Annotated in this window: 21 protein-coding genes; 13 read left to right on the forward strand and 8 right to left on the reverse strand. The window is 70.4% G+C overall.

The window, feature by feature from the left end; all coding sequences use genetic code 11:
• The first annotated feature begins 244 nt into the window (after window positions 1-244).
• The 8 genes from ACQB60_RS07885 to ACQB60_RS07920 all read left to right on the forward strand — a co-directional run bounded on the left by ACQB60_RS07885 (window position 245) and on the right by ACQB60_RS07920 (window position 9989).
• Entirely contained in the window at window positions 245-1399 is a 1155-nt protein-coding gene (locus ACQB60_RS07885) for a mandelate racemase/muconate lactonizing enzyme family protein (RefSeq protein ID WP_496925099.1), read from the forward strand.
• Window positions 1396-2406, forward strand: coding sequence for a zinc-dependent alcohol dehydrogenase (locus tag ACQB60_RS07890; protein WP_496925100.1), 1011 nt, complete (start codon window positions 1396-1398; stop codon window positions 2404-2406). Before ACQB60_RS07885 ends, ACQB60_RS07890 begins: the two co-directional genes overlap by 4 nt.
• Before the next feature lie 189 nt (window positions 2407-2595).
• Window positions 2596-3564, forward strand: a complete 969-nt coding sequence (locus ACQB60_RS07895; RefSeq protein WP_496925101.1) for a hypothetical protein — start codon at window positions 2596-2598, stop codon at window positions 3562-3564.
• Window positions 3565-3568: 4 nt separating this feature from the next.
• Complete coding sequence (chvE, locus tag ACQB60_RS07900) at window positions 3569-4684, forward strand: multiple monosaccharide ABC transporter substrate-binding protein (RefSeq protein WP_496925102.1); 1116 nt, start codon at window positions 3569-3571, stop codon at window positions 4682-4684.
• 41 nt (window positions 4685-4725) lie between these two features.
• The gene (gene mmsA, locus ACQB60_RS07905) at window positions 4726-6258 is read left to right on the forward strand and encodes a multiple monosaccharide ABC transporter ATP-binding protein (protein ID WP_496925638.1); all 1533 of its coding nucleotides are present in this window, start codon (window positions 4726-4728) and stop codon (window positions 6256-6258) included.
• Between the two features lie 9 nt (window positions 6259-6267).
• Complete coding sequence (gene mmsB, locus ACQB60_RS07910; protein ID WP_496925103.1) at window positions 6268-7506, forward strand: multiple monosaccharide ABC transporter permease; 1239 nt, start codon at window positions 6268-6270, stop codon at window positions 7504-7506.
• Between the two features lie 189 nt (window positions 7507-7695).
• Window positions 7696-8850 carry an aldose epimerase family protein gene (locus ACQB60_RS07915; protein WP_496925104.1) on the forward strand — a complete coding sequence of 385 codons (1155 nt, stop codon included), beginning with the start codon at window positions 7696-7698 and terminating at the stop codon, window positions 8848-8850.
• A 386-nt stretch (window positions 8851-9236) separates the two neighbouring features.
• Window positions 9237-9989, forward strand: coding sequence for an intradiol ring-cleavage dioxygenase (locus ACQB60_RS07920; protein WP_496925105.1), 753 nt, complete (start codon window positions 9237-9239; stop codon window positions 9987-9989).
• Between the two features lie 27 nt (window positions 9990-10016).
• On the opposite strand, the gene ACQB60_RS07925 is transcribed toward ACQB60_RS07920, so the two are convergent.
• The gene (locus ACQB60_RS07925; RefSeq protein ID WP_496925106.1) at window positions 10017-11228 is read right to left on the reverse strand and encodes an alpha-hydroxy acid oxidase; all 1212 of its coding nucleotides are present in this window, start codon (window positions 11226-11228) and stop codon (window positions 10017-10019) included.
• A 332-nt stretch (window positions 11229-11560) separates the two neighbouring features.
• On the opposite strand from ACQB60_RS07925, the gene ACQB60_RS07930 reads away from it, so the two are divergent.
• Window positions 11561-12385, forward strand: a complete 825-nt coding sequence (locus ACQB60_RS07930; RefSeq protein WP_496925107.1) for a helix-turn-helix domain-containing protein — start codon at window positions 11561-11563, stop codon at window positions 12383-12385.
• Entirely contained in the window at window positions 12382-12624 is a 243-nt protein-coding gene (locus ACQB60_RS07935; protein ID WP_496925108.1) for a DUF397 domain-containing protein, read from the forward strand. The genes ACQB60_RS07930 and ACQB60_RS07935 overlap by 4 nt, the downstream gene beginning before the upstream one ends.
• Window positions 12625-12636: 12 nt before the next feature.
• Here ACQB60_RS07935 and ACQB60_RS07940 read toward each other — a convergent pair whose 3' ends face one another.
• Together ACQB60_RS07940 and ACQB60_RS07945 are read right to left on the reverse strand one after the other, a co-directional pair.
• A complete protein-coding gene (locus ACQB60_RS07940) occupies window positions 12637-14235 on the reverse strand; it encodes an MBL fold metallo-hydrolase (protein WP_496925109.1) in 1599 nt (532 codons plus the stop codon).
• A 260-nt stretch (window positions 14236-14495) separates the two neighbouring features.
• Window positions 14496-15695 (reverse strand): serine hydrolase domain-containing protein, encoded by a 1200-nt coding sequence (locus ACQB60_RS07945; RefSeq protein ID WP_496925110.1) that lies wholly within the window; start codon window positions 15693-15695, stop codon window positions 14496-14498.
• 349 nt (window positions 15696-16044) lie between these two features.
• Between ACQB60_RS07945 and ACQB60_RS07950 the strand changes: the two genes are divergently transcribed.
• Window positions 16045-16479 carry a hypothetical protein gene (locus ACQB60_RS07950; RefSeq protein ID WP_496925111.1) on the forward strand — a complete coding sequence of 145 codons (435 nt, stop codon included), beginning with the start codon at window positions 16045-16047 and terminating at the stop codon, window positions 16477-16479.
• Window positions 16480-16651: 172 nt separating this feature from the next.
• Complete coding sequence (locus ACQB60_RS07955; protein WP_496925112.1) at window positions 16652-17167, forward strand: allene oxide cyclase barrel-like domain-containing protein; 516 nt, start codon at window positions 16652-16654, stop codon at window positions 17165-17167.
• Window positions 17168-17204: 37 nt separating this feature from the next.
• Here ACQB60_RS07955 and ACQB60_RS07960 read toward each other — a convergent pair whose 3' ends face one another.
• Window positions 17205-17588, reverse strand: a complete 384-nt coding sequence (locus ACQB60_RS07960) for a VOC family protein (protein WP_496925113.1) — start codon at window positions 17586-17588, stop codon at window positions 17205-17207.
• 142 nt (window positions 17589-17730) lie between these two features.
• On the opposite strand from ACQB60_RS07960, the gene ACQB60_RS07965 reads away from it, so the two are divergent.
• Window positions 17731-18363, forward strand: coding sequence for an HD domain-containing protein (locus tag ACQB60_RS07965; protein ID WP_496925114.1), 633 nt, complete (start codon window positions 17731-17733; stop codon window positions 18361-18363).
• A gap of 101 nt (window positions 18364-18464) precedes the next feature.
• Here the strand turns inward: ACQB60_RS07965 and argG are convergent, their stop codons facing one another.
• The 4 genes from argG to ACQB60_RS07985 all read right to left on the reverse strand — a co-directional run bounded on the left by argG (window position 18465) and on the right by ACQB60_RS07985 (window position 23383).
• Window positions 18465-19910 (reverse strand): argininosuccinate synthase, encoded by a 1446-nt coding sequence (gene argG / locus ACQB60_RS07970; protein ID WP_496925115.1) that lies wholly within the window; start codon window positions 19908-19910, stop codon window positions 18465-18467.
• A 151-nt stretch (window positions 19911-20061) separates the two neighbouring features.
• Window positions 20062-21810, reverse strand: coding sequence for an L-arabinonate dehydratase (araD, locus tag ACQB60_RS07975; RefSeq protein WP_496925116.1), 1749 nt, complete (start codon window positions 21808-21810; stop codon window positions 20062-20064).
• Entirely contained in the window at window positions 21807-22718 is a 912-nt protein-coding gene (locus ACQB60_RS07980; RefSeq protein ID WP_496925117.1) for a dihydrodipicolinate synthase family protein, read from the reverse strand. The genes araD and ACQB60_RS07980 overlap by 4 nt, the downstream gene beginning before the upstream one ends.
• Window positions 22715-23383, reverse strand: a complete 669-nt coding sequence (locus tag ACQB60_RS07985; RefSeq protein WP_496925118.1) for a GntR family transcriptional regulator — start codon at window positions 23381-23383, stop codon at window positions 22715-22717. Before ACQB60_RS07985 ends, ACQB60_RS07980 begins: the two co-directional genes overlap by 4 nt.
• Window positions 23384-23436: the final 53 nt, after the last annotated feature.

Consider the following 23436-nt stretch of genomic DNA (forward strand, 5'->3'; position numbering starts at 1 on the left):
GTCCTCACCCACCCTGATCGTTCGAAACTCCGACCAATGGCCGGTATCACGAACACAGGCTAGCCACAGCCTCGTTCACCCGGCAATGGCCCCGCGAAGACGACCACGGCCCCTGCGAAAGTAACCGCCGCACGACCCATTGACACCCCCAGCGACGGCTGTTTACGGTCACGCCACCATTTCGAACGTGTGACGAAATCTCGAACGCAGCCCACGAACCCTACGAACCTCAGGGGCAACTGCCGTGCGCATCACGGGAATCAGCACTCATGTCGTCGGGACGCCCTGGCGCAACCTCACCTACGTCCTCGTCCACACCGACGAGGGCCTGACGGGCGTCGGCGAGACCCGCATGCTCGGGCACACCGACGCCCTCATCGGGTACCTCCGCGAGGCGGAGGCCAACCACATCTCCGGGTCCGACCCGTTCGCGGTCGAGGACCTGGTGCGGCGCATGAAGTACGGCGACTACGGCCGGGCCGGCGAGATCGTCATGTCCGGCATCGCGGTCGTCGAGATGGCCTGCTGGGACATCAAGGGCAAGGCGCTCGGCGTGCCCGTGTGGCAGCTGCTCGGCGGCAGGGTCACGGACCGGGTCAAGGCGTACGCGAACGGCTGGTACACCACCGAGCGCACCCCGGAGGCGTATCACGAGGCGGCCCGCGAAGTGATGGCGCGCGGCTACCGCGCGCTGAAGATCGACCCGTTCGGGACCGGGCACTACGAGCTCGACCACCAACAGACCCGTGACGCCGTGGACTTGATCGAGGCGGTGCGGGACGCGATCGGGCCCGAGGCCGAGCTGATGCTGGAGATGCACGGCCGGTTCAGCCCCTCGACGGCGGTGCGGCTCGCCCACGACCTCGCCCCCTTCCGGCCCGCGTGGCTGGAGGAGCCGGTGCCGCCGGAGAACCTGAAGGCGCTGAAGAAGGTCGCGGACAAGGTGGACCTGCCGGTGGCGACCGGCGAGCGCATCCACGACCGGATCGACTTCCGCGAGCTCTTCGAGTCGCAGGCCGCCGACGTCATTCAGCCCGACCTCGGCCACATCGGCGGCATCCTGGAGACCCGCAAGCTCGCCGCGACCGCCGAGACCCACTACGTGCTGGTGGCCCCGCACAACGTGGGCGGCTCGGTGCTCACGGCCGCCTCGCTCCAACTCGCCGCCTGCACCCCGAACTTCAAGATCCTGGAGCACTTCAACGACTTCGCGGACGCGGAGATCAAGAAGGTCGTGCGGGGCGCCCCGCAGGTGGACCCGGAGACCGGCTGCTTCGAGATCTCGCACGCACCCGGTCTCGGCGTCGAGTTCGACGTGGACGCGGCCGCGGAATTCCCGCAGCAGAAGGCCCGGTTCGACCTGTGGGCCGAGGGCTGGGAGCAGAGGTCACCGAAGTGAGCCGGTCCCTGGTGATCGACCGGCCCGGCGCGCACCGCCTGGCCGTCGGCCAGGTGCCGGAGCCGGGCCCCGGCGAGGTCCTGGTGCGGGTCGCCGCCGCCGGGATCTGCATGAGCGACCGGGAGGTGTACGACGGCCGCCGGGACGCCGCCTACGTCCGCTATCCCGTCGTGCCCGGCCATGAGTGGTCCGGCACGGTGACGGCGGTCGGCGACGGCGTGGACCCCGGGCTCGTGGGCTGCAGGACGGTCGCCGAGGGGTTCCGGGCGTGCGGGGTGTGCGAGCGGTGCCGGTGCGGCGAGACGAGCCTGTGCACCGGCGGGTACGCGGAGACAGGCTTCACCGAGCCGGGTGCCTTCGCGGACCATCTCACCGTCCCCGCACGCCTGTTGCACCTGCTGCCCGACGACGCCGACCTGCGGGCCGCGGCACTGCTGGAGCCCGCCGCCGTCGTCGCGGCGGCGGTACGGGCCGGACGTCCGGCTCCGGGCGAGCGCGTCGCGGTCGTGGGGGCCGGGACGCTCGGGCTGCTGGCGGTGCAGCTGCTCGCCGCGGTCTCGCCCGCGGAGCTGGTGGTGCTCGACCCGCGTGCGGCGCGCGGCGAGCAGTCCTTGAGGTTCGGCGCGAGCGCCGCGCACTCCCCCGTCGAACCCCCCGCCCTCGCGGGGCACTTCGACCTCGTGGTGGAGACCGCGGGCGCCCCGTCCACGGCGTCCGACTCGTGCCTGCTCGCCCGCAGGGGCGGCCGCGTCGTGCTCACCGGGATGTTCACGCCGGGCGCGGCCGGGATCGACCCGGTGCATCTGTCGCTGAGCCAGCTGGAGATCCGCAGCGTCTTCGGGGCGCCGTCGTCGGCCTGGACCGCGGCGGTACGGGCCTTCGGCCTCGGGCTGCTCGACCCGGCGCCGCTGATCACGCACGAGTTTCCGCTGGAGCGGTTCGCGGAGGCGGTCGACCTGGTGGGCGGGGGTGACCCGAAGACCGGGAAGGTGCTGCTGCGCCCGTGAGAAGGGGGCTGCTGCGGCCCTGAGAAGCGTGTTGCTGCGGTCGTGAGAGCGGGTGGTGACGGTACGGGGGGGGGCGACGACCCCTCCGTACCACCGCACGCACTTCGATCCCGGCGTGCGCACACCCATCAATCCGAACGCCGTCCGAAATCTCGAACATCCCCCTCACCCGAACCCCCTGGGAGTCCCATGACCACCCCCTCACCGCCCCGCCGCCCCGGTGCCGACGCCCTCGCCCGCATCGGCCACGCCGTCCCCCGCGCCGACCCGGCCGACGCGTCCCCGCACGCGTTCCCCGACGGCGGCACCTGGCGCACCGAGATCCCCTCCGTGGAGGGCCCGGAGGCCCTGTCCGTCGTACTCAAGGAGAGCGCACGCCTCGACGTGCCGGTGCACCGGATCAGCCAGGGCAGCGGCGTGTGGATGCTCACCGACGTCGAGATCACCGAGATGACCGAGGCGTGCGCCGAGCGCGACATCGAGCTGTGTCTGTTCACCGGGCCGCGCGGCACCTGGGACATCGGCGGCTCCACGCGCAGCGACTCCGGCGGCGCCGGGCTCCGCGCCCGGGGCCACGACGCGCTCGCCGGGTGCGTCGAAGACGCCCTGCGCGCAACCGAGTTGGGGGTGCGCTGCCTGCTCGTCGCGGACGAGGGCGTGCTGTGGACGCTGCACCGGCTGCGCGCCGCCGGGCTGCTCCCCGCCGGCACCACCCTCAAGCTGTCCGCCCTCACGGGCCCGGTGAACCCCGCCTCGTACGCCGTCTACGAGCGGCTCGGCGCCGACTCCCTCAACGTGCCGTCCGACCTCACCGTGGACCACCTCACGGAGATCCGCCGGATCAGCCGCGCCCCCATGGACATGTACGTGGAGGCGCCCGACGACCTCGGCGGCTACGTCCGGATGTACGAGGCGGCCGAGCTGATCCGGCGCGGCGCGCCCCTGTACCTGAAGTTCGGCCTGAGCAAGTCGCCCGGCATCTACCCCTACGGTGCCCATCTGCGCGAGCACACCCTCGCCACCGCGCGCGAGCGGGTGCGGCGCGGCCGCCTCGTCCTCGACCTCCTCGCCCGGCACGGCGCCGACGGCGGGATGTCGCCGCTCGGCGCGCGGCTGCCGGGCGAACTGAGCCGTTTCCCCGTCCCGGAAGGGGACTGATCCCATGCGTACCCGCAGATTCCGTACGACGGTGAGCGCCGCCCTCCTCGCCCTCGCGCTCCCCCTCTCCCTCACCGCGTGCGGCCAGGAGGCCAAGGGCGGCAGCCGCTACCGGCCCGACGACGGCAAGGGCGGCACGATCGGGCTCGCGATGCCCACCAAGTCGTCGGAGCGCTGGATAGCCGACGGCAAGAACATGGCCGAGCAGTTCAAGAAGGCCGGTTACAAGACCGATCTGCAGTACGGCGACGACAAGGTGGAGAACCAGGTCGCCCAGCTGGAGAACATGATCACCAAGGGACACCGGCTGCTCGTCGTCGCGGCGATCAACGGCTCGGCGCTCACCGAGGTGCTCCAGCGCGCACACGACGCCGGGATCCCCGTGATCTCGTACGACCGGCTCATCCTCGGCACTCCGTACGTGGACTACTACGCGTCCTTCGACAACGAGAAGGTCGGCCGCCTCCAAGGGCAGTACATCCTCGACCGGCTGAAGCTGAAGAAGCCCGAGAAGGACTCCGGCGAGCACTACAACATCGAGCTGTTCGCCGGCTCGCCCAACGACAACAACACCAAGTACTTCTGGGGCGGGGCCATGAAGGTCCTGCGGCCCTACTTCGACTCCGGCCAGCTCGTCGTGCGCAGCAAGCAGACGAGGATGAACCAGGCCACCACGCAGGACTGGAACGGCGGCATCGCGCAGAAGCGCATGGACGACCTCATCAGCAAGAGCTACGGCGACGAGAAGGTCGACGCGGTCCTGTCCCCGTACGACGGGATGTCGATCGGCATCATCTCCGCGCTGAAGAGCGCCGGTTACGCCTCCAAGGACCTGCCCGTCGTCACGGGGCAGGACGCCGAGCTGGCCTCGGTGAAGTCCATCATCCGGGGCGAGCAGACGCAGACGGTCTTCAAGGACACCCGCAAGCTGGCCGCGCAGGCGGTGGCGATGGGCGACGCGGTCCTGGGCGACCGCAAGCCGAAGGTCAACAACACCACGGACTACGACAACGGCAAGAAGACCGTGCCCGCGTATCTGCTGAAGCCGGTCAGCGTCGACAAGAAGAACACGCAACTCCTCCTGGACGAGAAGTACTTCACGGCGGGACAGCTGAAGTGAGCGCGGCGCAGGGCATTCCAGGGGCCGGGCCCGTCCTGGAGATGCGCGGCATCACCAAGACCTTCCCCGGCGTGCGCGCCCTGTCCGACGTCACCCTGAGCGTCCGGGCCGGGGAGATCCACGCGGTCTGCGGCGAGAACGGGGCCGGGAAGTCGACCCTGATGAAGGTCCTCAGCGGGGTGCACGCGCACGGCTCGTACGAGGGGGAGATCCTCTTCGACGGGGAGCCGGTCGCCTTCAAGGACATCCGGGCCAGTGAGAAGCGCGGCATCGTGATCATCCATCAGGAGCTGGCGCTCGTCCCGTACTTGTCGATCGCGGAGAACATCTTCCTCGGCAACGAGCAGACGTCGGCGGCCGGCTTCGTGGACTGGAACGGCACGCTGCGGCGGGCCCAGCAGCTGCTCAAGCGGGTGGGTCTGCGCGAGAACCCGCAGACGCCGGTGGCCGACATAGGCGTCGGCAAACAGCAGTTGGTGGAGATCGCGAAGGCGCTGTCCAAGGAGGTGCGGCTGCTGATCCTCGACGAGCCGACGGCCGCCCTCAACGACGAGGACAGCGCCACGCTCCTCGATCTGATCGTGGAGCTGCGGGAGCAGGGCATCGCCTCCATCATCATCTCCCACAAGCTGGGCGAGATCCGGCAGATCGCGGACGCGGTGACCATCCTGCGCGACGGCCGGTCCGTCGAGACCCTGACGGTGCGCGAACACCGCTCGTCCGCCCCGGAGTTGAGCGAGGACCGCATCATCCGGGGCATGGTCGGGCGCGACCTCGACCACCGCTTCCCAGAGCGGACGGCGTACGAGGGCGAGCCGGAGACCGCCCTGGAGGTCTCCGGCTGGACGGTCCGGCACCCCGTCGACCACCAGCGCACCGTCGTCGACGACGTGTCGCTGACCGTGCGGCGCGGCGAGATCGTCGGCATCGCGGGCCTGATGGGCGCGGGCCGCACCGAGCTGGCGATGTCGGTGTTCGGCCGCTCGTACGGCATCTACGAGGCCGGCACGGTCGCCGTGAACGGCAGGGCCGTGCAGACGAAGACGGTGCCTGCGGCCGTGGCGGCGGGGATCGCGTACGTCACCGAGGACCGCAAGCGCTACGGCCTCAACCTCATCGACACCATCCACCGCAATGTCTCCCTGGCGTCCCTGTCCGGGATGACGCGGCGCGGCGTCGTCGACGAGCACCACGAGCGGTCGGTCGCCGAGCGGTACCGCACCTCCATGAACATCAAGGCGCCCACGGTCTTCGAGCAGGTGGGCCGCCTCTCCGGCGGCAACCAGCAGAAGGTCGTGCTGAGCAAGTGGATCCACGCCGACCCGGAGGTGCTGATCCTCGACGAGCCGACGCGCGGCATCGACGTCGGCGCCAAGTACGAGATCTACACGGTCATCGACCGGCTCGCGGCGCAGGGCAAGGCGGTGGTGTTCATCTCCTCCGAACTGCCCGAGCTGCTCGGGATGTGCGACCGGATCTACACGATGGCCGAGGGGCGGTTCACCGGTGAGGTGGAGCGGGCCGACGCCACCCAGGAAGTCCTGATGCGCCAGATGACCCAGACCAGAAGCTGAGGCCCCGCGATGACCACGACGACCACTCCCCCCAAGGACACTCCGCCAACGACCGCCGCCGGTAACGCCGTTCATTCGGCGGGGGCGGTCCTCCTCGACAGCGTGCGCGCCAACATGCGCCAGTACGGGATGCTGATCGCGCTCGCCTTCATCGTCGTCCTGTTCCAGATCTGGACGGACGGCACGCTGCTGCTGCCGGGCAACGTCTCGAACCTGATCCAGCAGAACGGCTACATCCTCATCCTGGCCATCGGCATGATGATCGTCATCATCGCGGGCCACATCGACCTGTCGGTGGGCTCGCTCGTCGCCTTCGTCGGCGCCATGGCGGCGGTCATGATGGTGAAGCACGACCTGCCCTGGGTGCTGGCCCTCGTCCTCTCCCTGCTGATCGGCGCGGTGGCCGGGGCCTGGCAGGGCTTCTTCATCGCGTATCTCGGCATCCCGTCGTTCATCGTGACGCTCGCCGGGATGCTGCTGTTCCGCGGCCTCACCCAGATCGTCCTGGAAGGGCAGTCCCTGGCTCCCTTCCCCGACGGCTTCCAGAACATCGCGAAGGGCTTCATCCCCGAGATGGGCCCGTACACGCAGTACCACAACCCGACACTCGCCCTCGGCTTCGTGGCCGTCGCCTTCCTCCTGCTGCGCGAATGGCGGGACCGCAAGCGCCAGTTGGCGTACGAACTGGACGTGCTCCCCGCCGGTCTGTGGGCGGCGAAGTGCGTGGCGATGACGGCGGCGGTGGTGGCCTTCACCCTCACGCTCGCCAGCTTCCACGGCGTCCCGGTGGTCATGCTCATCATGTGCGGCCTGCTGATCGGGCTCGGCTACGTGATGCGCAACGCGGTCGTGGGTCGGCATGTGTACGCCCTCGGCGGCAACAAGGCCGCCGCGAAGCTGTCCGGCGTGAAGGACCAGCGGGTCACCTTCCTCGTCTTCGTCAACATGGGCGTCCTCGCGGCGCTCGCGGGCTGTGTCTACGCGGCCCGCCTCAACGCGGGCACCCCGCAGGCGGGCCTCAACTTCGAACTGGAGGCCATCGCCGCGTCGTTCATCGGCGGCGCGTCGATGAGCGGCGGCGTCGGCACGGTGATGGGCGCGGTGATCGGCGGACTCGTGCTCGGGGTCCTCAACAACGGCATGTCACTCGTCGGCATCGGCACGGACTACCAGCAGGTCATCAAGGGGCTCGTGCTGCTGGCGGCGGTCGGGTTCGACGTCTGGAACAAGCGGAAGGTGGGCCGCTAGGCCCGAACGGTCCCCTTTTCCCCAGCCCCGCCCCTTCCCGAAACGGCGACTCCGTCGCCCTGGGGCACCCATATCGGCCTTAAGGGATCGCCCTCAAGGCGATACAGGCCCACCCCGGGCCGCGGAGCGGCGATTCGGGAAGGGGCGGGCTTGGGGAAGAGGAAACAACTCCCAACCCAGGAGCCACACATGGAAACCAGCAGACGCACCGTGCTCACAGCGGCCGCAGCCGCGGGACTCACCGCAACCGCCACCGGCACCGCCCGCGCCACCACCGACAGAAGGCCCCCGGTCAAAGAACCCTTCGGGCGGATGCCCGACGGCACCCGGGTGGACCGCTGGACCCTCAGCAACGGCGGCACCCGCCTCAAGGTCCTCTCGTACGGCGGAATCGTGCAGTCCCTGGAGCTGCCGGACCGTCACGGCCGGTACGCCAACGTCTCGTTGGGTTTCGACAACCTCGACGACTACCTGTCCGCCACCACCTTCTTCGGCGCCCTCATCGGCCGCTACGGCAACCGCATCGCCAAGGGCCGCTTCACCCTCGACGGCACCACGCACCAGCTGTCCGTCAACGACGGCGAGAACAGCCTGCACGGCGGCGCCAAGGGCTTCGACAAGCGCGTGTGGGACGTGCAGCCCTTCACGGACGCACGCGGTGGCGTCGGCCTGGTCCTCACCCGCGTCAGCGGGGACGGCGAGATGGGCTACCCCGGCACGCTGCGGGTCAAGGTCACGTACACCCTGACTGCGCGCGGGGACTGGCGCATCGACTACGCGGCGACGACCGACAGGGCGACGGTGGTCAACCTCACCAACCACACGTACTACAACCTCGCGGGCGAGGGCAGCGGAGACGTCCTCGCACACGAACTGCGCCTCGCAGGCAGCCGGTTCACGCCCACCGACAAGGGCCTGATCCCGACCGGCGAGCTGGCCCGCGTATCGGGCACGCCCTTCGACTTCCGCCGGGGCAAGCGCGTCGGGGACGACATCCGGGCGGCGCACCCGCAGCTGGTGACGGCCCAGGGCTACGACCACAACTGGGTCCTCGACAAGGGCCTCACCCGCTCCCCCGAGCCCTTCGCGAGGCTGCGTGACCCGGGCTCGGGGCGGACGATGACCATCGCGACGACCGAGCCGGGAGTGCAGTTCTATTCGGGCAACTTCCTGAACGGCACGCTCACCGGGACCGGCGGCCGGGTGTACCGGCAGAGCGACGGGCTGTGCCTGGAGACGCAGCACTTCCCGGACTCACCGAACCACCCGTCGTTCCCGTCGACGGTGCTGCGTCCCGGTGCGGTCCACCGCTCGTCGACGGTGCACGCCTTCTCGGCGCGCTGAGGGACCAACCGGCCCCCACGGGCCGCGGCACGGCCACCGCCCCCTCCCACGGCGGCTCCCTTCAACACCGCTCTGCGGGTCAACACCGCTCTGTGGGCGCGCCGTTGAGGGAATGGTCCATACCTGGGCCTCCTTTCGGACGTTCTGAAGGAGAGCGCGGGGAGAGCGGTGGGTCAGTACGCGACAGGTCGGCCGCCGCTCCCGTTCAGGAGGTTGACACCGGACTTCGGCGCACCGCGGCCACGAGCTGCACCCCGCGGCGCCGGGCGGCCGCCACCGCATGGCCTCGCCAACTCCCCTTTCGGCCAATGCCGTTGAACCGGCAAGCGGTTTCCGAAACCACAGTCCACTGACAGACAGACCACAGGAATCGCCTCTACATTTCCATGCCCATGACAGACTTCTCGGAGAAGAACCGCATCGGCCGCCGGACCGTCCTGCTCGCCGGCGGCGCCACCGCGGCCGCGCTCACCGTCGGCAGCAGAGCCGTGGCCGCCCAGCGCGAGGCATCACCGGCCCCCGCTGTCTGCACCCTCACCAAGGAGCTGACCGAAGGCCCCTACTACCTCGACGGCGCCTTCGTCCGCGCCGACGTCAGCGAAGCCAAGGCCGGCATCCCGTTCCGGCTCACCCTCACCGTCGTCGACGACGACACCTGCGCCCCTCTGGACCGGGCCCTGGTCGAGGTCTGGCACTGCGACGCGCTCGGCGAGTACTCCGGGTTCGTCGGCGGCAACGGCCATGACGAGCCCGACAACGGCACGTTCCTGCGCGGCGGTGTCCTCACCGGACCCGACGGCGTCGCCGAGATCACATCCATCTACCCGGGCTGGTACCGGGGCCGCTGCGTCCACATCCACCTCAAGGTGCACACCGATGTCACGCTGACCGACGACGGCCACTTCGAAGGCGGCCGGCAGCTCCACACCGGGCAGCTCTTCTTCGACGAGAAGGTCACGGAGGCGGTCGCCACCGTGCCCGCCTACGCCGCCAACGAAGTGCCGCGCACCACGCTCGACCAGGACTCCATCTACGACGGTGCCGGTGCGGCCTCCGGCCTGCTGACGCTGACCGCCCTCGGGGACACCCCCGCCGACGGGTACGCGGGGTCCCTGACGGTCGGCGTCGAGAGCGGCTGACCAGCCACCCGCTCACCCGCTCACCCGCTACCGCACCGTGACGTGCTCCGGCCGCAGGTCCGCGATCCGCTCGACCCCGAGCAGCTGCATCGTCCGCAGGATCTCGGTGCGCAGGATGTCGACGGCCCGCTCGACGCCCCGTCGGCCGCCCGCCATCAGCCCGTACAGGTAGGCGCGGCCGACCAGGCACAGGTCGGCGCCCCGTGCGAGGCCCGCCACGATGTCGGCGCCGGACAGGATGCCGGTGTCCAGCCAGACCTCGGCCTCGCCCTGGACGGCGTCGACGGTCTTCGGGAGAAGCTCCAACGGGGTGGGGGCGCGGTCGAGTTGGCGGCCGCCGTGGTTGGAGACCACGACCGCGTCGGCGCCGTGCTTGACCACGTCGCGGGCGTCGTCGCTGTTCTGGATGCCCTTGACGACGAGTTTGCCGGGCCAGGCCGCGCGCACCCAGTCCAGGTCGTCGAAGTCGAGCGACGGGTCGAACATGGCGTTCACCAGCTCGGCCACGGTGCCGTCCCAGGAGGTGAGGGAGGCGAAGGTGAGCGGCTCGGTGGTGAGGAGGTTCGCCCACCAGGAGGGGTGCAGGGCGCCGTCGAGGAAGGTGCGCAGGCCGAGGCTCGGGGGCAGGGTCAGGCCGTTGCGCACATCGCGCAGGCGGGCCCCGGCGACCGGGGTGTCCACGGTGAGGATCAGCGTGTCGTACCCGGCGGCGCGGGCCCGGTCGATGAGGTCGCGGCAGGCGGCCCGGTCCCGCCACACGTACAGCTGGAACCAGCGGCGGGCGTCGGGCTCGGCCGCGGCCACGTCCTCGATGGACGTCGTGCCCATGGTCGACAGGGCGTACGGGATCCCGCCCTGCCGGGCCGCCGCGACGACGGCGCGCTCGCCCTCGTGGTGCATCATCCGCGTGAACCCGGTGGGGGCGAGGGCGAAGGGCAGCTCCGAGCGCTTGCCCAGGACGTCCACTCCGAGGTCGACGTCGGCGACGCCGCGCAGCACGTGGGGGTGGAACTCGGCCCGCGCGAAGGCCCGTCGGGCCCGCCGCAGGCTGATCTCGCCCTCGGCGGCCCCGTCGACGTAGTCGAAGACCGCGCGCGGGCACCGGCGGACGGCGAGGCGCCGCAGGTCCGCGATGGTGTGGGCCTGCGCGAGGCGCCGTTCGACCGGATCGAGAACCGGCCTCCTGGGCCGCAGGATCTCGGCCAGCTCCCTGGGCCGGGGCACCCGACGCTCGACCACGTGACTCCCTTCGACGGCGTCTCGCTTCTCGGCGCGGCACATGAGTGCTTCGCGCCGTCCGGCGAGATTCTCACGTCCGGCGGGGCGAGGGCACCCGCTGTCTGAAGTCGCCCTGAAAGCGCCCTCGTCGACCGATCGGCAGCAGTCCCGCCGGGAACCCTTGCAGGCCGCCTCCCCGACCGGTTACGGGAATTCCCTGGATGTTGCGCACCTCCGCACTCCTCCGTACTCCCACCGGAGTACGGGCTGACGCCCTGGACAGTACGGTCACCAGGTCGTCACTCTGGGTGAGTTGATCGCGGGGAGATCCACTCATCGGGAGGGGGCCGCACATGGCCTGGGAGAGCAATGAGCCGGAGTCCTCGGACAGCATGCAGACGTTCGGGGCGTTTCTGCAGGGGCTGCGGGAGCACGCGGGGCTGACCCGCGAGGAGTTCGCACCGCTCGTGCATCTGTCCAAGCACACGGTGGAGTCGATCGAGTTGGGCCGGAGGATGCCGGACACGAAATTCGTGGAACTGGCCGAGTCGGCGACCGGTAACACGGGGGCACTGCGCAAGGCGTTTCGCAGGGTATGTCGGCAACCCGGCTTCGCAGCATGGTTCCGCAGGTGGGCCTGGCTGGAGAAGCAGGCGATCAGTCTCGATACGTACGAATGCAGGCTGGTACCTGGGCTGCTCCAGTCGGAGGGGTACATCCGCGCCGTGTACGACAACTCGATTCCGCCGATCACCGATGAGCACCTGGAGTCCCAGGTGCTCATCCGGCTGGAGCGTCAGCGCATCTTGCAGGAGCGGCCCAACACATCGTTCAGCTTCATCATCGAAGAGGCGGTGCTGAGACGCCAGTTGGGCGGCCCCGAGGTCACTCGCGACTTGCTCGACCACATGATCAGGTGCGCGCAGGCGCGGAACGTGGTGCTCCAGGTGATGCCGCTGGAGTGCGAGCGTCACGCCAGCCTGGCGGGTCCCATGCAGCTGCTGGAAACCCCGGATGGACAACGGTCCGCATACTCGGAAGGGCAGAAGAACGGCCGGTTGATCTACGACCCGAAAGAGGCTGCTGAACTCCATCAGCGGTATGCGACACTGCGCTCGCAGGCCCTTACTCCCGCAGACTCCTTGGGCCTGCTGGAGCGACTGCGAGGAGAGCTGTGAGCACTGCCGAACTCGCCTGGTTCAAGTCCAGCTACAGCAGCGACCAGGGCGACAGCTGCATCGAAGTAGCCCTCGACTGGCACAAGTCGTCGTACAGCGGCACCGAGGGCGACGACTGCGTAGAGGTAGCCACCTGCCCCACCCTCATCCACGTCCGCGACTCCAAGGACACGGCCCGCCCCCACTTCACCTTCACCCCCGGCGCCTGGCGCGCCTTCCTCGACCACGCCAGGCGCTGAGCGGCCGCGGGATCAGTTGAGGTTCAGCAGGTCACCGACCTTCTGCGGGAAGCGGAGGACGGGGGCCTTGGGGAAGGTGCGCACGTCGAGTGCCGCGGTGAGGCACGCGTTGCGCAGACGGCCTTCGGGGGCGAGGTAGGCGAGCTGGGTGAGGGCCTTGACCTGGAGGTCCTTGGCCGCGGACAGGGCCTTGTCGGAGACGGCGAGGGGGATCGTGGAGGCGGCGAGGACCTGGTCGGTCAGGTCCACGACCCGTACATAGTCGGGCGTGGCCGCGTCGTAGGCGTCCCGCGCCGCGGCCACTGCCTTGTCGGTGCCACCGTGGGCCACCAGCGCCGTCTTGGCGCTCACGGCGAGCTCGGCGGCGCGCAGCGGGGTGTCGGCGAGGCGGGACCAGACCTCGCGCACGGTCCGGGCGGGGGTGCCCGCGTAGCCGGTGGAGGTGAACAGGCCGGCGAGCGGCCCGGCGTCCAGGCCCGTGGCGGCGGCGTCCCGTAGGGCAGTGAGGTGGTCGGCGACGCTGGGGCCGGAGAGGACGTCGCCCTCGTACTGGATCCAGAAGGGGAACTCGTAGGCACCGGCGACGATTTGGGCCTGGGCTGCGAAGGCGGCCTTCGCCTCGCCCGGGGAGGCGGTGGCGGCGGCGCGGGAGCTGCCGAGCAGGCCCGGACCGGGCAGGTAGACGGTCTTGAGGGCGGGAACGTAGAGATTCATCTGCGCCGGGGAGGCGGTGACGGGGCCGGTCGGCTGGAACACCAGCCAGATCCCGGCGACTTGGAGGGCGTACAGGCCCTCGCGCCAGGCGATGCCCGTCTCCTGCGGCCAGTTCCTCTCCGGGGTCGGGCGCTGCAGGGGGCCGCCGATGATGTCGGTCGGCGGGATGAGGGTGGCCTCGCCCAGGGACACGGTGCGGCCCAGGGTGGAGTCGACCAGGCCGATGGGGCTGGCATCAAGGCGGGTGCCGTAGGCGTAGTCGACGAGGCGCGCCGTGGTGGCGCCCTGGGTGACGTGCCGCAGCGTGGCGTCGGCGAGGAAGCCCTCGGGGGCGAACACCTTCAGGTCGGCGGGCACCTCGCCGCCATCGAACAGGCCGCGCGCGCCGCCGAAGTGGTCCACGCCGCTCTGGGTGTACACGATCGCCTTGACCGGCTTGGCCGGCTGGCCCTCTTCCCTCGTCGCGCGGTACCGCTGGAGAGCGGCGCGCGCGGTCTCGTAAGAGCCGACCGGGTCGACCACGACGAGGCCGGAGTCACCGACGATGACAGTCAGGTTGGCGAGGTCGCCGTTGCGCTCCTGGTACATCTGCGCCGTACCGGCGGCGGTGACCTGGAACAGGGTGCCGACAGAGTGCAGTACGGCTCGGCGCCACACGGCGGGATGGACCGAGTCGGGGGAGAGCTCACCGTCTGCCGTGAAGTCGAAGGCGACGAAGTTCCAGGCGACTTCCTTGCCGTCGCGCGTCGGGACCACGGAATTGTCGGGCACCGCGAGGAGGTTCCGGTTCGCGCACGCGAAGTCCTGCTCATTCGTCGGGGGCTGCGAGGCGGCGTCCTTGTTCGTCCGGGCTACGAACTCGGTGGGGTACACGGGGTCGAAGTCGCTGGTGTCCATCGGTGTGTCCTCCCTCAGGGCATGGACCCGCGCCGGGGGTGCGGCCCTCGGCGCGGGCCCCTGAAGCTAGGAACGGCCCGGCCGGGCCCACAACACCACCTCTGCTGTGGATGGCTGATCACGTACGCGGTGTCGGTCGGCGCCCCGTCAGTGCTGCTGTCCGGAACCCGCCGCCCGCCCGCAACGGGCTTCACCGAGCCCGGACCAGGTCAGCACGACGACTCCTCCTCCTGTGGCTGAGACCGCGCCCACGACGACGCTCACGAGACGTCCGAAAAGGATGAGCGGGCGCCCGGCGCCTTTCCGCAGAACTCCGCCTCGATCACATCCGTGTAGAGCGAACTCTTGGCCAGCCAGTCGCCGTTGATGTTGAACGTCAGCTGGTGCTTGCCGTCGGGCGTGCCGACCATCGCGGAGAGCGAGCCGTTGGCACGGCCGGTCTTGCCCACGACCTGCACTCCGCACGTCAGTTGAGCGAACTCGACGCCGAGCCCGTAGCCGACGCCTTCCCCGAACGGCACTTCCTGGAGCATCTCCTTCATCTGGGCCTTCGGCAGCAACTGCCCTCGCATCAGGGCGCCCTGAAAGCGATTCAGGTCCCCGGTGGTGGAGACGATGTCGCCCGCGGCACCGAGCCAGGTCATGTTCTGCTCGGTCGCGTCGACGATGGGGGCGTCGGGGGCGTCCTCGTGGAGACGGGAGTACGCGACGGGGTGCGGGGCCGGCATCCGGGGCGACACACCGGGGAAGGACGTCTCGCGCAGCTTCAGCGGATTGATGAGGCGCCGGGTGACCTCCTCGGCGTAACTGCGGCCGGTGACCTTCTCGATGACCATGCCCGCGACCACGTAGGCCGTGTTCGAGTAGACGGGGTGCTTCTGCGGGTCGGGGTGCGGCGGGTGCTTCAGGGCGACCGCCACGAGCTCTTCGGGGGTGTGCGTGTCGTAGCGGTGCTGCTCGAAGCCGGGGCCCGCGGCGCCGCGTATGAAGTCGGCGTCGTCGGTGTGGTTGGCGAGGCCGCTGGTGTGGTTGAGGAGCTGCCGCAGGGTGATCGCGTCACCGTCGTACCCATTGCCGTGGATGAGTCCGGGCAGCCACCGCTCGACGGTGTCGTCCAGGCTCAGCCTCCCCTCGGCCTCCAACTGGAGCAGGACGGTGGCGATGAAGGTCTTGGTGACGCTGGCCCCGCGGAAGTGGTCGTCGGCCGACCTCTTGCGGCCCGTGGCGGTGTCCGCGTATCCCGCCGTCCCATACCAAGTCCCGTTCCGGTCACGGACCTTGGCGGCGACGCCGGGCAGGTCGCCCTTCTCGACGAGGGCGCGCAGAGCCGCCTGGGTCGCCTTGTGCCCTCTCTCCTTCGGGGCGTCCTGCGCCGCCGCCGACGGGGCGAGGGCGCCGACCGCCAGGGTGGCGCTCACGGCCAGGGCGACTGAGCCGGTGAGTGCGGTCCGCTGCTTCATCGTTGCTGCCTCCGAGTCACGGTCACGGAAGGGGCCGAACTCGCCCCTGTGGTGGGTGTGACGCCGAACCTAGACAGCCGAGTTGAGCGCCGGGAAGGGAACCGATCAAGGTGGAGACCGTGGTCGTACGGCGGCACTTCGCGGTCGTACGGCCTCGTCCGCAACGTAGTACCAGGGCATGATCCGCCGGGCTCATGCCCTGGGGTAGGCGTTCCCCCTGAGCTGGCTGTTTCGGGTACGCCCGAAGAGCGTCGCCCACGGCACCGCGCGCCGGGCAAAGTGACGTGTGCACGGCGGGGAAAGGAACCGCTGGCGCGTCATCCCAGAACAGCACCGACACGGGGGACACATGAGCATCGCAAGCATCCGGAACACCGGGATCAAGCACCGCATCGCGGGGGTGGCCGTGGCCGGCGCCGCGGTCCTTGCCGTGGGCGGCGCCACGACGGTGTCGGCCCAGGCGCAGAGCTCGGCGTCGACCCCGGCGTCGGCCGAGTCCTCGTCGGCGGCCGCCTATCGATGCCCCTCGGGGGCGATCTGCGTGCACGGCTACAAGTGGGTGGACGGCCACAAGAAGTACTCGTGGAAGTCCCCGAAGTTCTCTTGCGTCGACCACGGCCCGTGGACGAAGTGGTACCCGACGTCCTACATCAACAACCAAAGCCGTGGCACCGTCGCGAAGTTCAAGGACAAGCACCACCGCACGATCCAGAAGAGCAAGCCGGCCAAGAGCAAGGGCAAGGTCAAGTCCCCCAGGAAGACCTTCTACGTCAGGCCCTGCTGATATCACTCCACCCGTACGGGCCGCCGGAACGTACCGGCGGCCCGTACCGCTGTCGCGCCATCTCATGCCTCCCCAGCCATGAGTCCATAGCAATATTCGTCTTGGACGCTATGACTGGCGCTCTCTAGCGTCGAGGTGTTCGCAAGGACGACCACCCCGAGGAGGAAGCACCATGGTCACGCTGAGGAAGTTCTCCGCCCTGTCGCTGGTCCCCGCGCTGATCGGCATCTGGGCCGTGGGCAGCGCGAGCGCCGACACTCCGAAGAGCCCGGCGAACTCGACGAGCCAGACGAACTCGGCGAAGAGTCCCGTCGAGGTCCTCGAACTCAAGATTCAGAACGACCAGTTCACGGCCACCGACCTCGGCCCGGCCGGGCCCAGCCTGGGCGACATGGACGTCTACTCCGGCATCGCGCTCGACAAGGACGGCCGCAGAGCCGGACTGGGGGGCGGGACGTGCCAGGTCGTCCGCATGGAGGACAAGAAGCGGACGACGCACTGCCTGATCACGATCGAACTCGACCGTGGCTCCCTGACGATGCAGTCGCTCTGGACGAGCGGGTCGACAGCCCCGCTCGACATGGCCATCACCGGTGGCACGGGCGCCTTCAGCAACGCGCGCGGCACCGCCACCTATTGGGACATCGGCACGGAGAAGGAGCGGATGCGGGCCGAGATCCAGCACTGAGAGCCGCTCCGACGCTCGGCCGACGCCGTCCCAACTCTCAGTCGATGCAGAACTCGTTGCCCTCGATGTCCAGCATCGGGATGCACGCGTCGTTGCCGTCGTACAGCGTCTGCACGTGCACCGCGCCGAGCGGAACCAGCCGCGCGCATTCGGCCTCCAGCGCGGCGAGGCGCTCCGGACCCACGAGTCCGGTGCCGACCCGCACGTCCAGGTGCACCCGGTTCTTGACCGCCTTCCCCTCGGGAACGCGCTGGAAGTACAGGCGCGGGCCCACACCTGAGGGATCACTGCAGGCGAACCAGGAATCCCGCTGCTCGGGCGGCGGCTCTGCGACGTACCCCAGCACCTCGCACCAGAAGCGCGCGAGACGCTCGGGTTCCGCACAGTCGAAGGTGACTTGGAACTTCTTGATCGCAGGCATCGGCGCACCATAACAGGGGGCTTCGCCGCTCCCTCAGGGGCAGGCGCCCGCTTGAGAGGCGATTGACGAGACCTTGAGTCCCGATCAACAATCCCGGCTGACGCTTCATCGAGACCGCCGGGCCCGCATACGGAGAACACCCATGAGCACGGAGACGACGACGCCCGACGAGATCACAGAGATCGCGGGGATACGGGTACCTACGGGCCCGGCGGCGCGAGCGGCGCGCCTCGTGTGCGAGGAGTACGCGGGCGAGGCGCTGTACCACCACTCCATGCGGTCGTACGCCTTCGGCGCGGCGTGGGCGGAGGCGCGCGGACTCGACTTCGACCGTGAACTGCTGTTTGTCTCGGCGCTGTTGCACGACATGGCGCTCGCCCCGCCCTTCGACAGCCACACCCTCCCCTTCGAGGAGGCGGGCGGTCATCTGGCGCGGGTCTTCACCGCCGGTCTCGGCTGGCCGCGGGCGCGGCGGGACCGGGCCGCGGAGCTCATCGTGCTGCACATGCGGGACGACGTGACGCCGGAGGAGGACCTGGAGAGCCGACTGCTGCAGGTGGGCACCAGCGCGGACGTGTCCGGGTCGGGCCTCGACGCCTTCGACCCCGACTTCGCCGCGGCGCTCGCGGCCGCCCACCCCCGCGAGGGCTTCGCCGCGTCCTTCGTACGGGCGTTCCGCGACCAGGCGGACCGGAAGCCGGACTGCGCGGCGGCGCACCTGGTGGCGGGTGACTGGGCGGAGCGCACCACCGCCCATCCACTCGACCGGGCCTGAGGGCGAGCAGGCCGAGGAGAGACGAAGAGAGACGAAGAGGGAAAGGCCGGTTCGGCGCGCCGCGCGCCGAACCGGCCCTTCCCTCAACGGTGTTCGGTCGGTCAGTCCGTGCCCGACTCCATCGCGGCGCGGTCCAGCGCCACGTCCTCGTCGGACGCCTCACCGCGCGAGGCGATGGCCTGGGCGCCGCCCTCCGGCATGGCGCCGATGAGGCCGGTCGCGGCCGCCTGGGCGGAGCCGACCGCGGAGTCGCCCGCGCCGAGCAGACCGAGGCCCGCGTACTGCTCCAGCTTGGCGCGGGAGTCGGCGATGTCGAGGTTCCGCATGGTGAGCTGGCCGATCCGGTCGACCGGGCCGAAGGCGGAGTCCTCGGTGCGCTCCATGGAGAGCTTGTCCGGGTGGTAGCTGAAGGCCGGGCCCGTGGTGTCGAGGATCGAGTAGTCCTCGCCGCGCCGCAGCCGCAGGGTGACCTCGCCGGTGATGGCGGCGCCGACCCAGCGCTGCAGGGACTCCCGGATCATCAGGGCCTGCGGGTCCAGCCAGCGGCCCTCGTACATCAGCCGGCCGAGGCGCCGGCCCTCGATGTGGTACTGGGCGAGGGTGTCCTCGTTGTGGATGGCGTTGACGAGGCGCTCGTACGCGGCGTGCAGGAGGGCCATGCCCGGGGCCTCGTAGATGCCGCGGCTCTTGGCCTCGATGATCCGGTTCTCGATCTGGTCGGACATGCCCATGCCGTGGCGGCCGCCGATGGCGTTGGCCTCCATGACCAGGTCGACGGCGGAGGCGAACTCCTTGCCGTTGATCGTGACCGGGCGGCCCTGCTCGAAGCCGATGGCGACGTCCTCGGTGGCGATCTCGACCGAGGGGTCCCAGAACTTCACGCCCATGATCGGCTCGACGGTCTCCAGGGACACGTCGAGGTGCTCGAGGGTCTTGGCCTCGTGGGTGGCGCCCCAGATGTTGGCGTCGGTGGAGTACGCCTTCTCGGTGCTGTCCCGGTACGGCAGGTCGTGGGAGACCAGCCACTCCGACATCTCCTTGCGGCCGCCGAGCTCGGTCACGAAGTCCGCGTCGAGCCACGGCTTGTAGATCCGCAGGTTCGGGTTGGCGAGCAGGCCGTAGCGGTAGAACCGCTCGATGTCGTTGCCCTTGAAGGTGGAGCCGTCGCCCCAGATCTGGACGTTGTCCTCGAGCATCGCCCGGACCAGGAGCGTGCCGGTGACGGCGCGGCCGAGCGGGGTGGTGTTGAAGTAGGCGCGACCACCGGAGCGGATGTGGAACGCCCCGCAGGTCAGCGCGGCCAGGCCCTCTTCGACGAGCGCCGCGCGGCAGTCGACGAGACGCGCGATCTCGGCACCGTAGGTCTTCGCACGACCGGGCACCGAGGCGATGTCGGCCTCGTCGTACTGACCGATGTCAGCGGTGTAGGTGCACGGGACGGCGCCCTTGTCGCGCATCCACGCGACCGCGACAGAGGTGTCGAGGCCACCGGAGAAGGCGATGCCGACGAGCTCGCCGGCCGGGAGGGAGGTGAGGACCTTGGACATAGGAAGAGTATGCATGAAGACGCATGGTCATGCAAAGCCGGATTCCCGAGAGTAGACAGTGACAGGGGCAGTACGCAGAGTGAGGAGAGGGTGCGGAGGAGGAAAGGGAGGAGGGGGAGGAGGGAGAGGGGCGGTCCGCCGCCTCGCGGGTTCAGCCCGCGTACGGTTCCGGTGTCTCGCCCGGTCTGGACAGGAATGCGAAGTCGCAGCCGGTGTCGGCCTGGGTGATCTGTTCGTCGTAGAGCGCGCCGTAGCCGCGCGCGTACCGCTGGGGCGGTGGGGTCCAGGCGGCACGGCGTCGGGCCAGTTCCTCCTCCGGTACGTCGAGTTGGAGGCTGCGCGCCGCGACGTCCAGGGTGATCGGGTCGCCGGTGCGGACGAGGGCGAGGGGGCCGCCGACGTGGGACTCGGGGGCGATGTGGAGCACGCAGGCCCCGTAGCTCGTGCCGCTCATGCGGGCGTCGGAGATCCGCACCATGTCGCGCACGCCCTGCTTGAGGAGGTGCTCGGGGATCGGCAGCATCCCGTACTCGGGCATGCCGGGGCCGCCCCTGGGGCCGGAGCCGCGCAGCACGAGCACGCTGTCGGCGGTGATGCCGAGGTCCGGGTCGTCGATGGTGCGCCGCAGGGTCCGGTAGTCGTCGAAGACGACGGCGGGGCCGGTGTGCCGGAGCAGCCGGGGCTCGGCGCTGATGTGCTTGATCACGGCGCCGTCCGGGCAGAGGTTGCCGCGCAGCACCGCGAGGCCGCCCTCGGCGGCGACCGGGTGCGCGCGGGTGCGGATCACGTCGTCGTCGTGGACGCCCGCGCCCGCGAGCTGGTCGCGGAGCGAGTCGTGCGCCACCGTGGGACGGTCCAGGTGCAGCAGGTCCGGGATCCGGGAGAGGAAGCCGGGCAGTCCGCCCGCGAAGTGGAAGTCCTCCATCAGGTACGGGCCGCCGCCGGGGCGCACGTTGGCGAGGACCGGCACGGTGCGGGCGATGCGGTCGAAGTCGTCGAGGGTGAGCCGCACGCCCGCGCGTCCGGCCATCGCGATGAGGTGGATGACGGCGTTGGTGGAGCCACCCAGGCCGAGGACGGTCAACGCCGCGTCCGCGAAGGCGTCCGGGGTGAGGAGCTCACCCAACGTACGGTCCCGCCAGACGAGTTCGACGATCCTGCGGCCGCTCGCCGCCGCCATCCGCTCGTGCTCGGAGGCGACGGCGGGGATCGAGGAGGCGCCGGGCAGCGTGACGCCGAGCGCCTCGGCCGCCGCGGTGAGCGTGGAGGCCGTCCCCATCGTCATGCAGTGGCCGGGCGAACGCGCCAACCCGGCCTCCAGCTCGGCGAGTTCACAGTCCCCGATGAGCCCGGCCCGCATGTCGTCCCAGTACTTCCACATGTCGGTGCCGGAGCCGAGTACCTTGCCCCGCCAGCGTCCGGGCAGCATCGGCCCGGCGGGCACGAAGACGCCGGGCAGCCCGGCCGACGCGGCACCCATGAGCAGGGCGGGGGTCGTCTTGTCGCAGCCGCCGAGGAGGACGGCGCCGTCCACCGGGTAGGAGCGGAGCAGCTCCTCGGTCTCCATGGCGAGGAGATTGCGGTAGAGCATCGGGGTCGGTTTCTGGAAGGTCTCGGAGAGCGTGGCCACCGGGAATTCGAGGGGGAATCCCCCGGCCTGCCACACGCCCCGCTTCACCGCCTGGGCGCGGTCGCGCAGATGCACGTGGCAGGGATTGATGTCCGACCAGGTGTTGAGGATCGCCACGACCGGCTTGCCCAGGTGCTCCTCGGGGAGGTAGCCGAGCTGGCGGGTGCGGGCGCGGTGGCTGAAGGAGCGGATGCCTTCGGTGCCGTACCACTGGTGGCTGCGCAGCTCCTCGGGCCGCTTCCTGCGTTCTGCGCGTCCCGTCTGGCTCATATGCACCACCCGGTAGCGATGGCGGCGACCTCGGCGCACCGGTCGTCGGGCAGCACCTTGCCGGGCGGGCGGACGTCTCGGCGGCAGAGGCCGAGGGCGGCGAGGGCCTCCTTGACGACGGCGACGTTGTCGGCGGAGGCATGGGCGGCGCGCAGCTCCTCGAAGCGGCGGATCCGCTCCCAGACCTTCATGGCGGCCGGGTAGTCGCCGCGTCGAAGCGTTTCGATCATGCGCAGGGAGAGGTGCGGGGCGACGTTCACGAGCCCGGAGGTGAAGCCGGTGGCCCCGGCGGAGAAGTACGAGGGCGCGTACGGCTCGGCGAGGCCCGCGACCCAGACGAAGCGGTGCAGGCCCGCGTCGCGCGCGAAGGCGGCGAACCGGGCCGCGTCCGGGACCGCGTACTTCACGCCGATGACGTTGGGGCAGTGGCCGGCGAGCTCGGCCAGGCGCGCCCCGGGCAGGCCGGGGTCGCGGAGGTAGGGCACGACGCCGAGCTCGGGCACGGCCTCGGCGATGGCCCGGTGGTAGTCGACCCAGCCGGACTGCGAGACATACGGGTGGACGGGCTGATGCACCATCACCATCCCGGCGCCCGCCTCACGGGCATGCCGGGCGGCGGCGACGGCGGTGGGCAGGTCATGGCCGACGCCGGCCAGGACGGTGGCGCGCGCCCCGGCCCCGGCCGTCGTCAACTCGGTTGCCTGGAGCCGCTCTTGGGGGCTGAGGGCGTAGAACTCGCCGGTGTTGCCATTGGAGGTCAGGGTGCGGACGCCGCCGTCGAGGAGGCGGTGCAGCAGGGCCCGGTGGGCGTCCCGGTCGATGGTGCCGTCGGCGGCGAAGGGGGTCACCGGAATCGCCACGACGTCGGCCAGGGCCGCGCGTCGGTCGTCGAAGGCCGCGTCGCTCACGTCCGCGCCCCCTCGTCCGGGGCCTCGGGGAAGGCCCGCCGTACGAAGGAGGCGATGTGCGCGTGGAGCGCGGCGCCCGCGCCGTCCGCATCGCCGTCCAGGGCGAGCCGCAGGATCTCGCGGTGCTCGGCGGCCTCCCGCTCCCACGAGGGCTCGCCGGCCCAGGCGACGGCGGAGACGAGGGCGGCCTGGTCGCGCACCTCGTCGAGCATCCGGACGAGCAGCGGGTTGCCGCACGGCAGGTAGAGGGAGCGGTGGAACTCCCGGTTGGCGAGGGAGCGTTCGGCGGCGTCGGCGGCCCCGTCGGCGCGGGCGAGGGCCGCGCGGGCGGAGTCGAGGGCCGCGTCGAGAGCGACCCCGGCGCGCACCACCCGGCGCACCGCCTCGGGTTCGAGGAGCAGCCGCACGTCGTACACCTCGCGCGCCATCGCCGCGTCGACCCTGCGCACCGTCGCGCCCTTGAACTGGCTCATCACGACGAGACCGGTTCCGGCGAGGGTCTTGAGGGCCTCACGGACGGGGGTCTTGGACACCCCGAACTGCTCGGCCAGTTCGGTCTCGACCAGCGCCTGACCAGGTGTCAACTCCCCGGTCAGGATGCGGTGTTTGATCGCGTCCTGCACGAACTGGGTGCGGGACGGGATCGGGACGGGGACGGCGGTCATGCACACCTCGGCGGCTCACATATGGCGTCTCATATATGACGTACGAAAGGTAG

This window comes from Streptomyces odontotermitis (assembly GCF_050510915.1).
Taxonomy (GTDB): Bacteria; Actinomycetota; Actinomycetes; order Streptomycetales; family Streptomycetaceae; genus Streptomyces.

What these genes read in the sequence shown, in the direction of transcription:
- ACQB60_RS07895 (WP_496925101.1), top strand. Translation starts at nt 2,596, where the DNA reads ATGACCACCCCCTCACCGCCCCGCCGCCCCGGTGCCGACGCCCTCGCC.
- chvE (WP_496925102.1), top strand. Translation starts at nt 3,569, where the DNA reads ATGCGTACCCGCAGATTCCGTACGACGGTGAGCGCCGCCCTCCTCGCC.
- mmsA (WP_496925638.1), top strand. Translation starts at nt 4,726, where the DNA reads ATGCGCGGCATCACCAAGACCTTCCCCGGCGTGCGCGCCCTGTCCGAC.
- mmsB (WP_496925103.1), top strand. Translation starts at nt 6,268, where the DNA reads ATGACCACGACGACCACTCCCCCCAAGGACACTCCGCCAACGACCGCC.
- ACQB60_RS07915 (WP_496925104.1), top strand. Translation starts at nt 7,696, where the DNA reads ATGGAAACCAGCAGACGCACCGTGCTCACAGCGGCCGCAGCCGCGGGA.
- ACQB60_RS07920 (WP_496925105.1), top strand. Translation starts at nt 9,237, where the DNA reads ATGCCCATGACAGACTTCTCGGAGAAGAACCGCATCGGCCGCCGGACC.
- ACQB60_RS07930 (WP_496925107.1), top strand. Translation starts at nt 11,561, where the DNA reads ATGGCCTGGGAGAGCAATGAGCCGGAGTCCTCGGACAGCATGCAGACG.
- ACQB60_RS07940 (WP_496925109.1), bottom strand. Translation starts at nt 14,235, where the DNA reads ATGGACACCAGCGACTTCGACCCCGTGTACCCCACCGAGTTCGTAGCC.
- ACQB60_RS07945 (WP_496925110.1), bottom strand. Translation starts at nt 15,695, where the DNA reads ATGAAGCAGCGGACCGCACTCACCGGCTCAGTCGCCCTGGCCGTGAGC.
- ACQB60_RS07950 (WP_496925111.1), top strand. Translation starts at nt 16,045, where the DNA reads ATGAGCATCGCAAGCATCCGGAACACCGGGATCAAGCACCGCATCGCG.
- ACQB60_RS07955 (WP_496925112.1), top strand. Translation starts at nt 16,652, where the DNA reads ATGGTCACGCTGAGGAAGTTCTCCGCCCTGTCGCTGGTCCCCGCGCTG.
- ACQB60_RS07960 (WP_496925113.1), bottom strand. Translation starts at nt 17,588, where the DNA reads ATGCCTGCGATCAAGAAGTTCCAAGTCACCTTCGACTGTGCGGAACCC.
- ACQB60_RS07965 (WP_496925114.1), top strand. Translation starts at nt 17,731, where the DNA reads ATGAGCACGGAGACGACGACGCCCGACGAGATCACAGAGATCGCGGGG.
- argG (WP_496925115.1), bottom strand. Translation starts at nt 19,910, where the DNA reads ATGTCCAAGGTCCTCACCTCCCTCCCGGCCGGCGAGCTCGTCGGCATC.
- araD (WP_496925116.1), bottom strand. Translation starts at nt 21,810, where the DNA reads ATGAGCCAGACGGGACGCGCAGAACGCAGGAAGCGGCCCGAGGAGCTG.
- ACQB60_RS07985 (WP_496925118.1), bottom strand. Translation starts at nt 23,383, where the DNA reads ATGACCGCCGTCCCCGTCCCGATCCCGTCCCGCACCCAGTTCGTGCAG.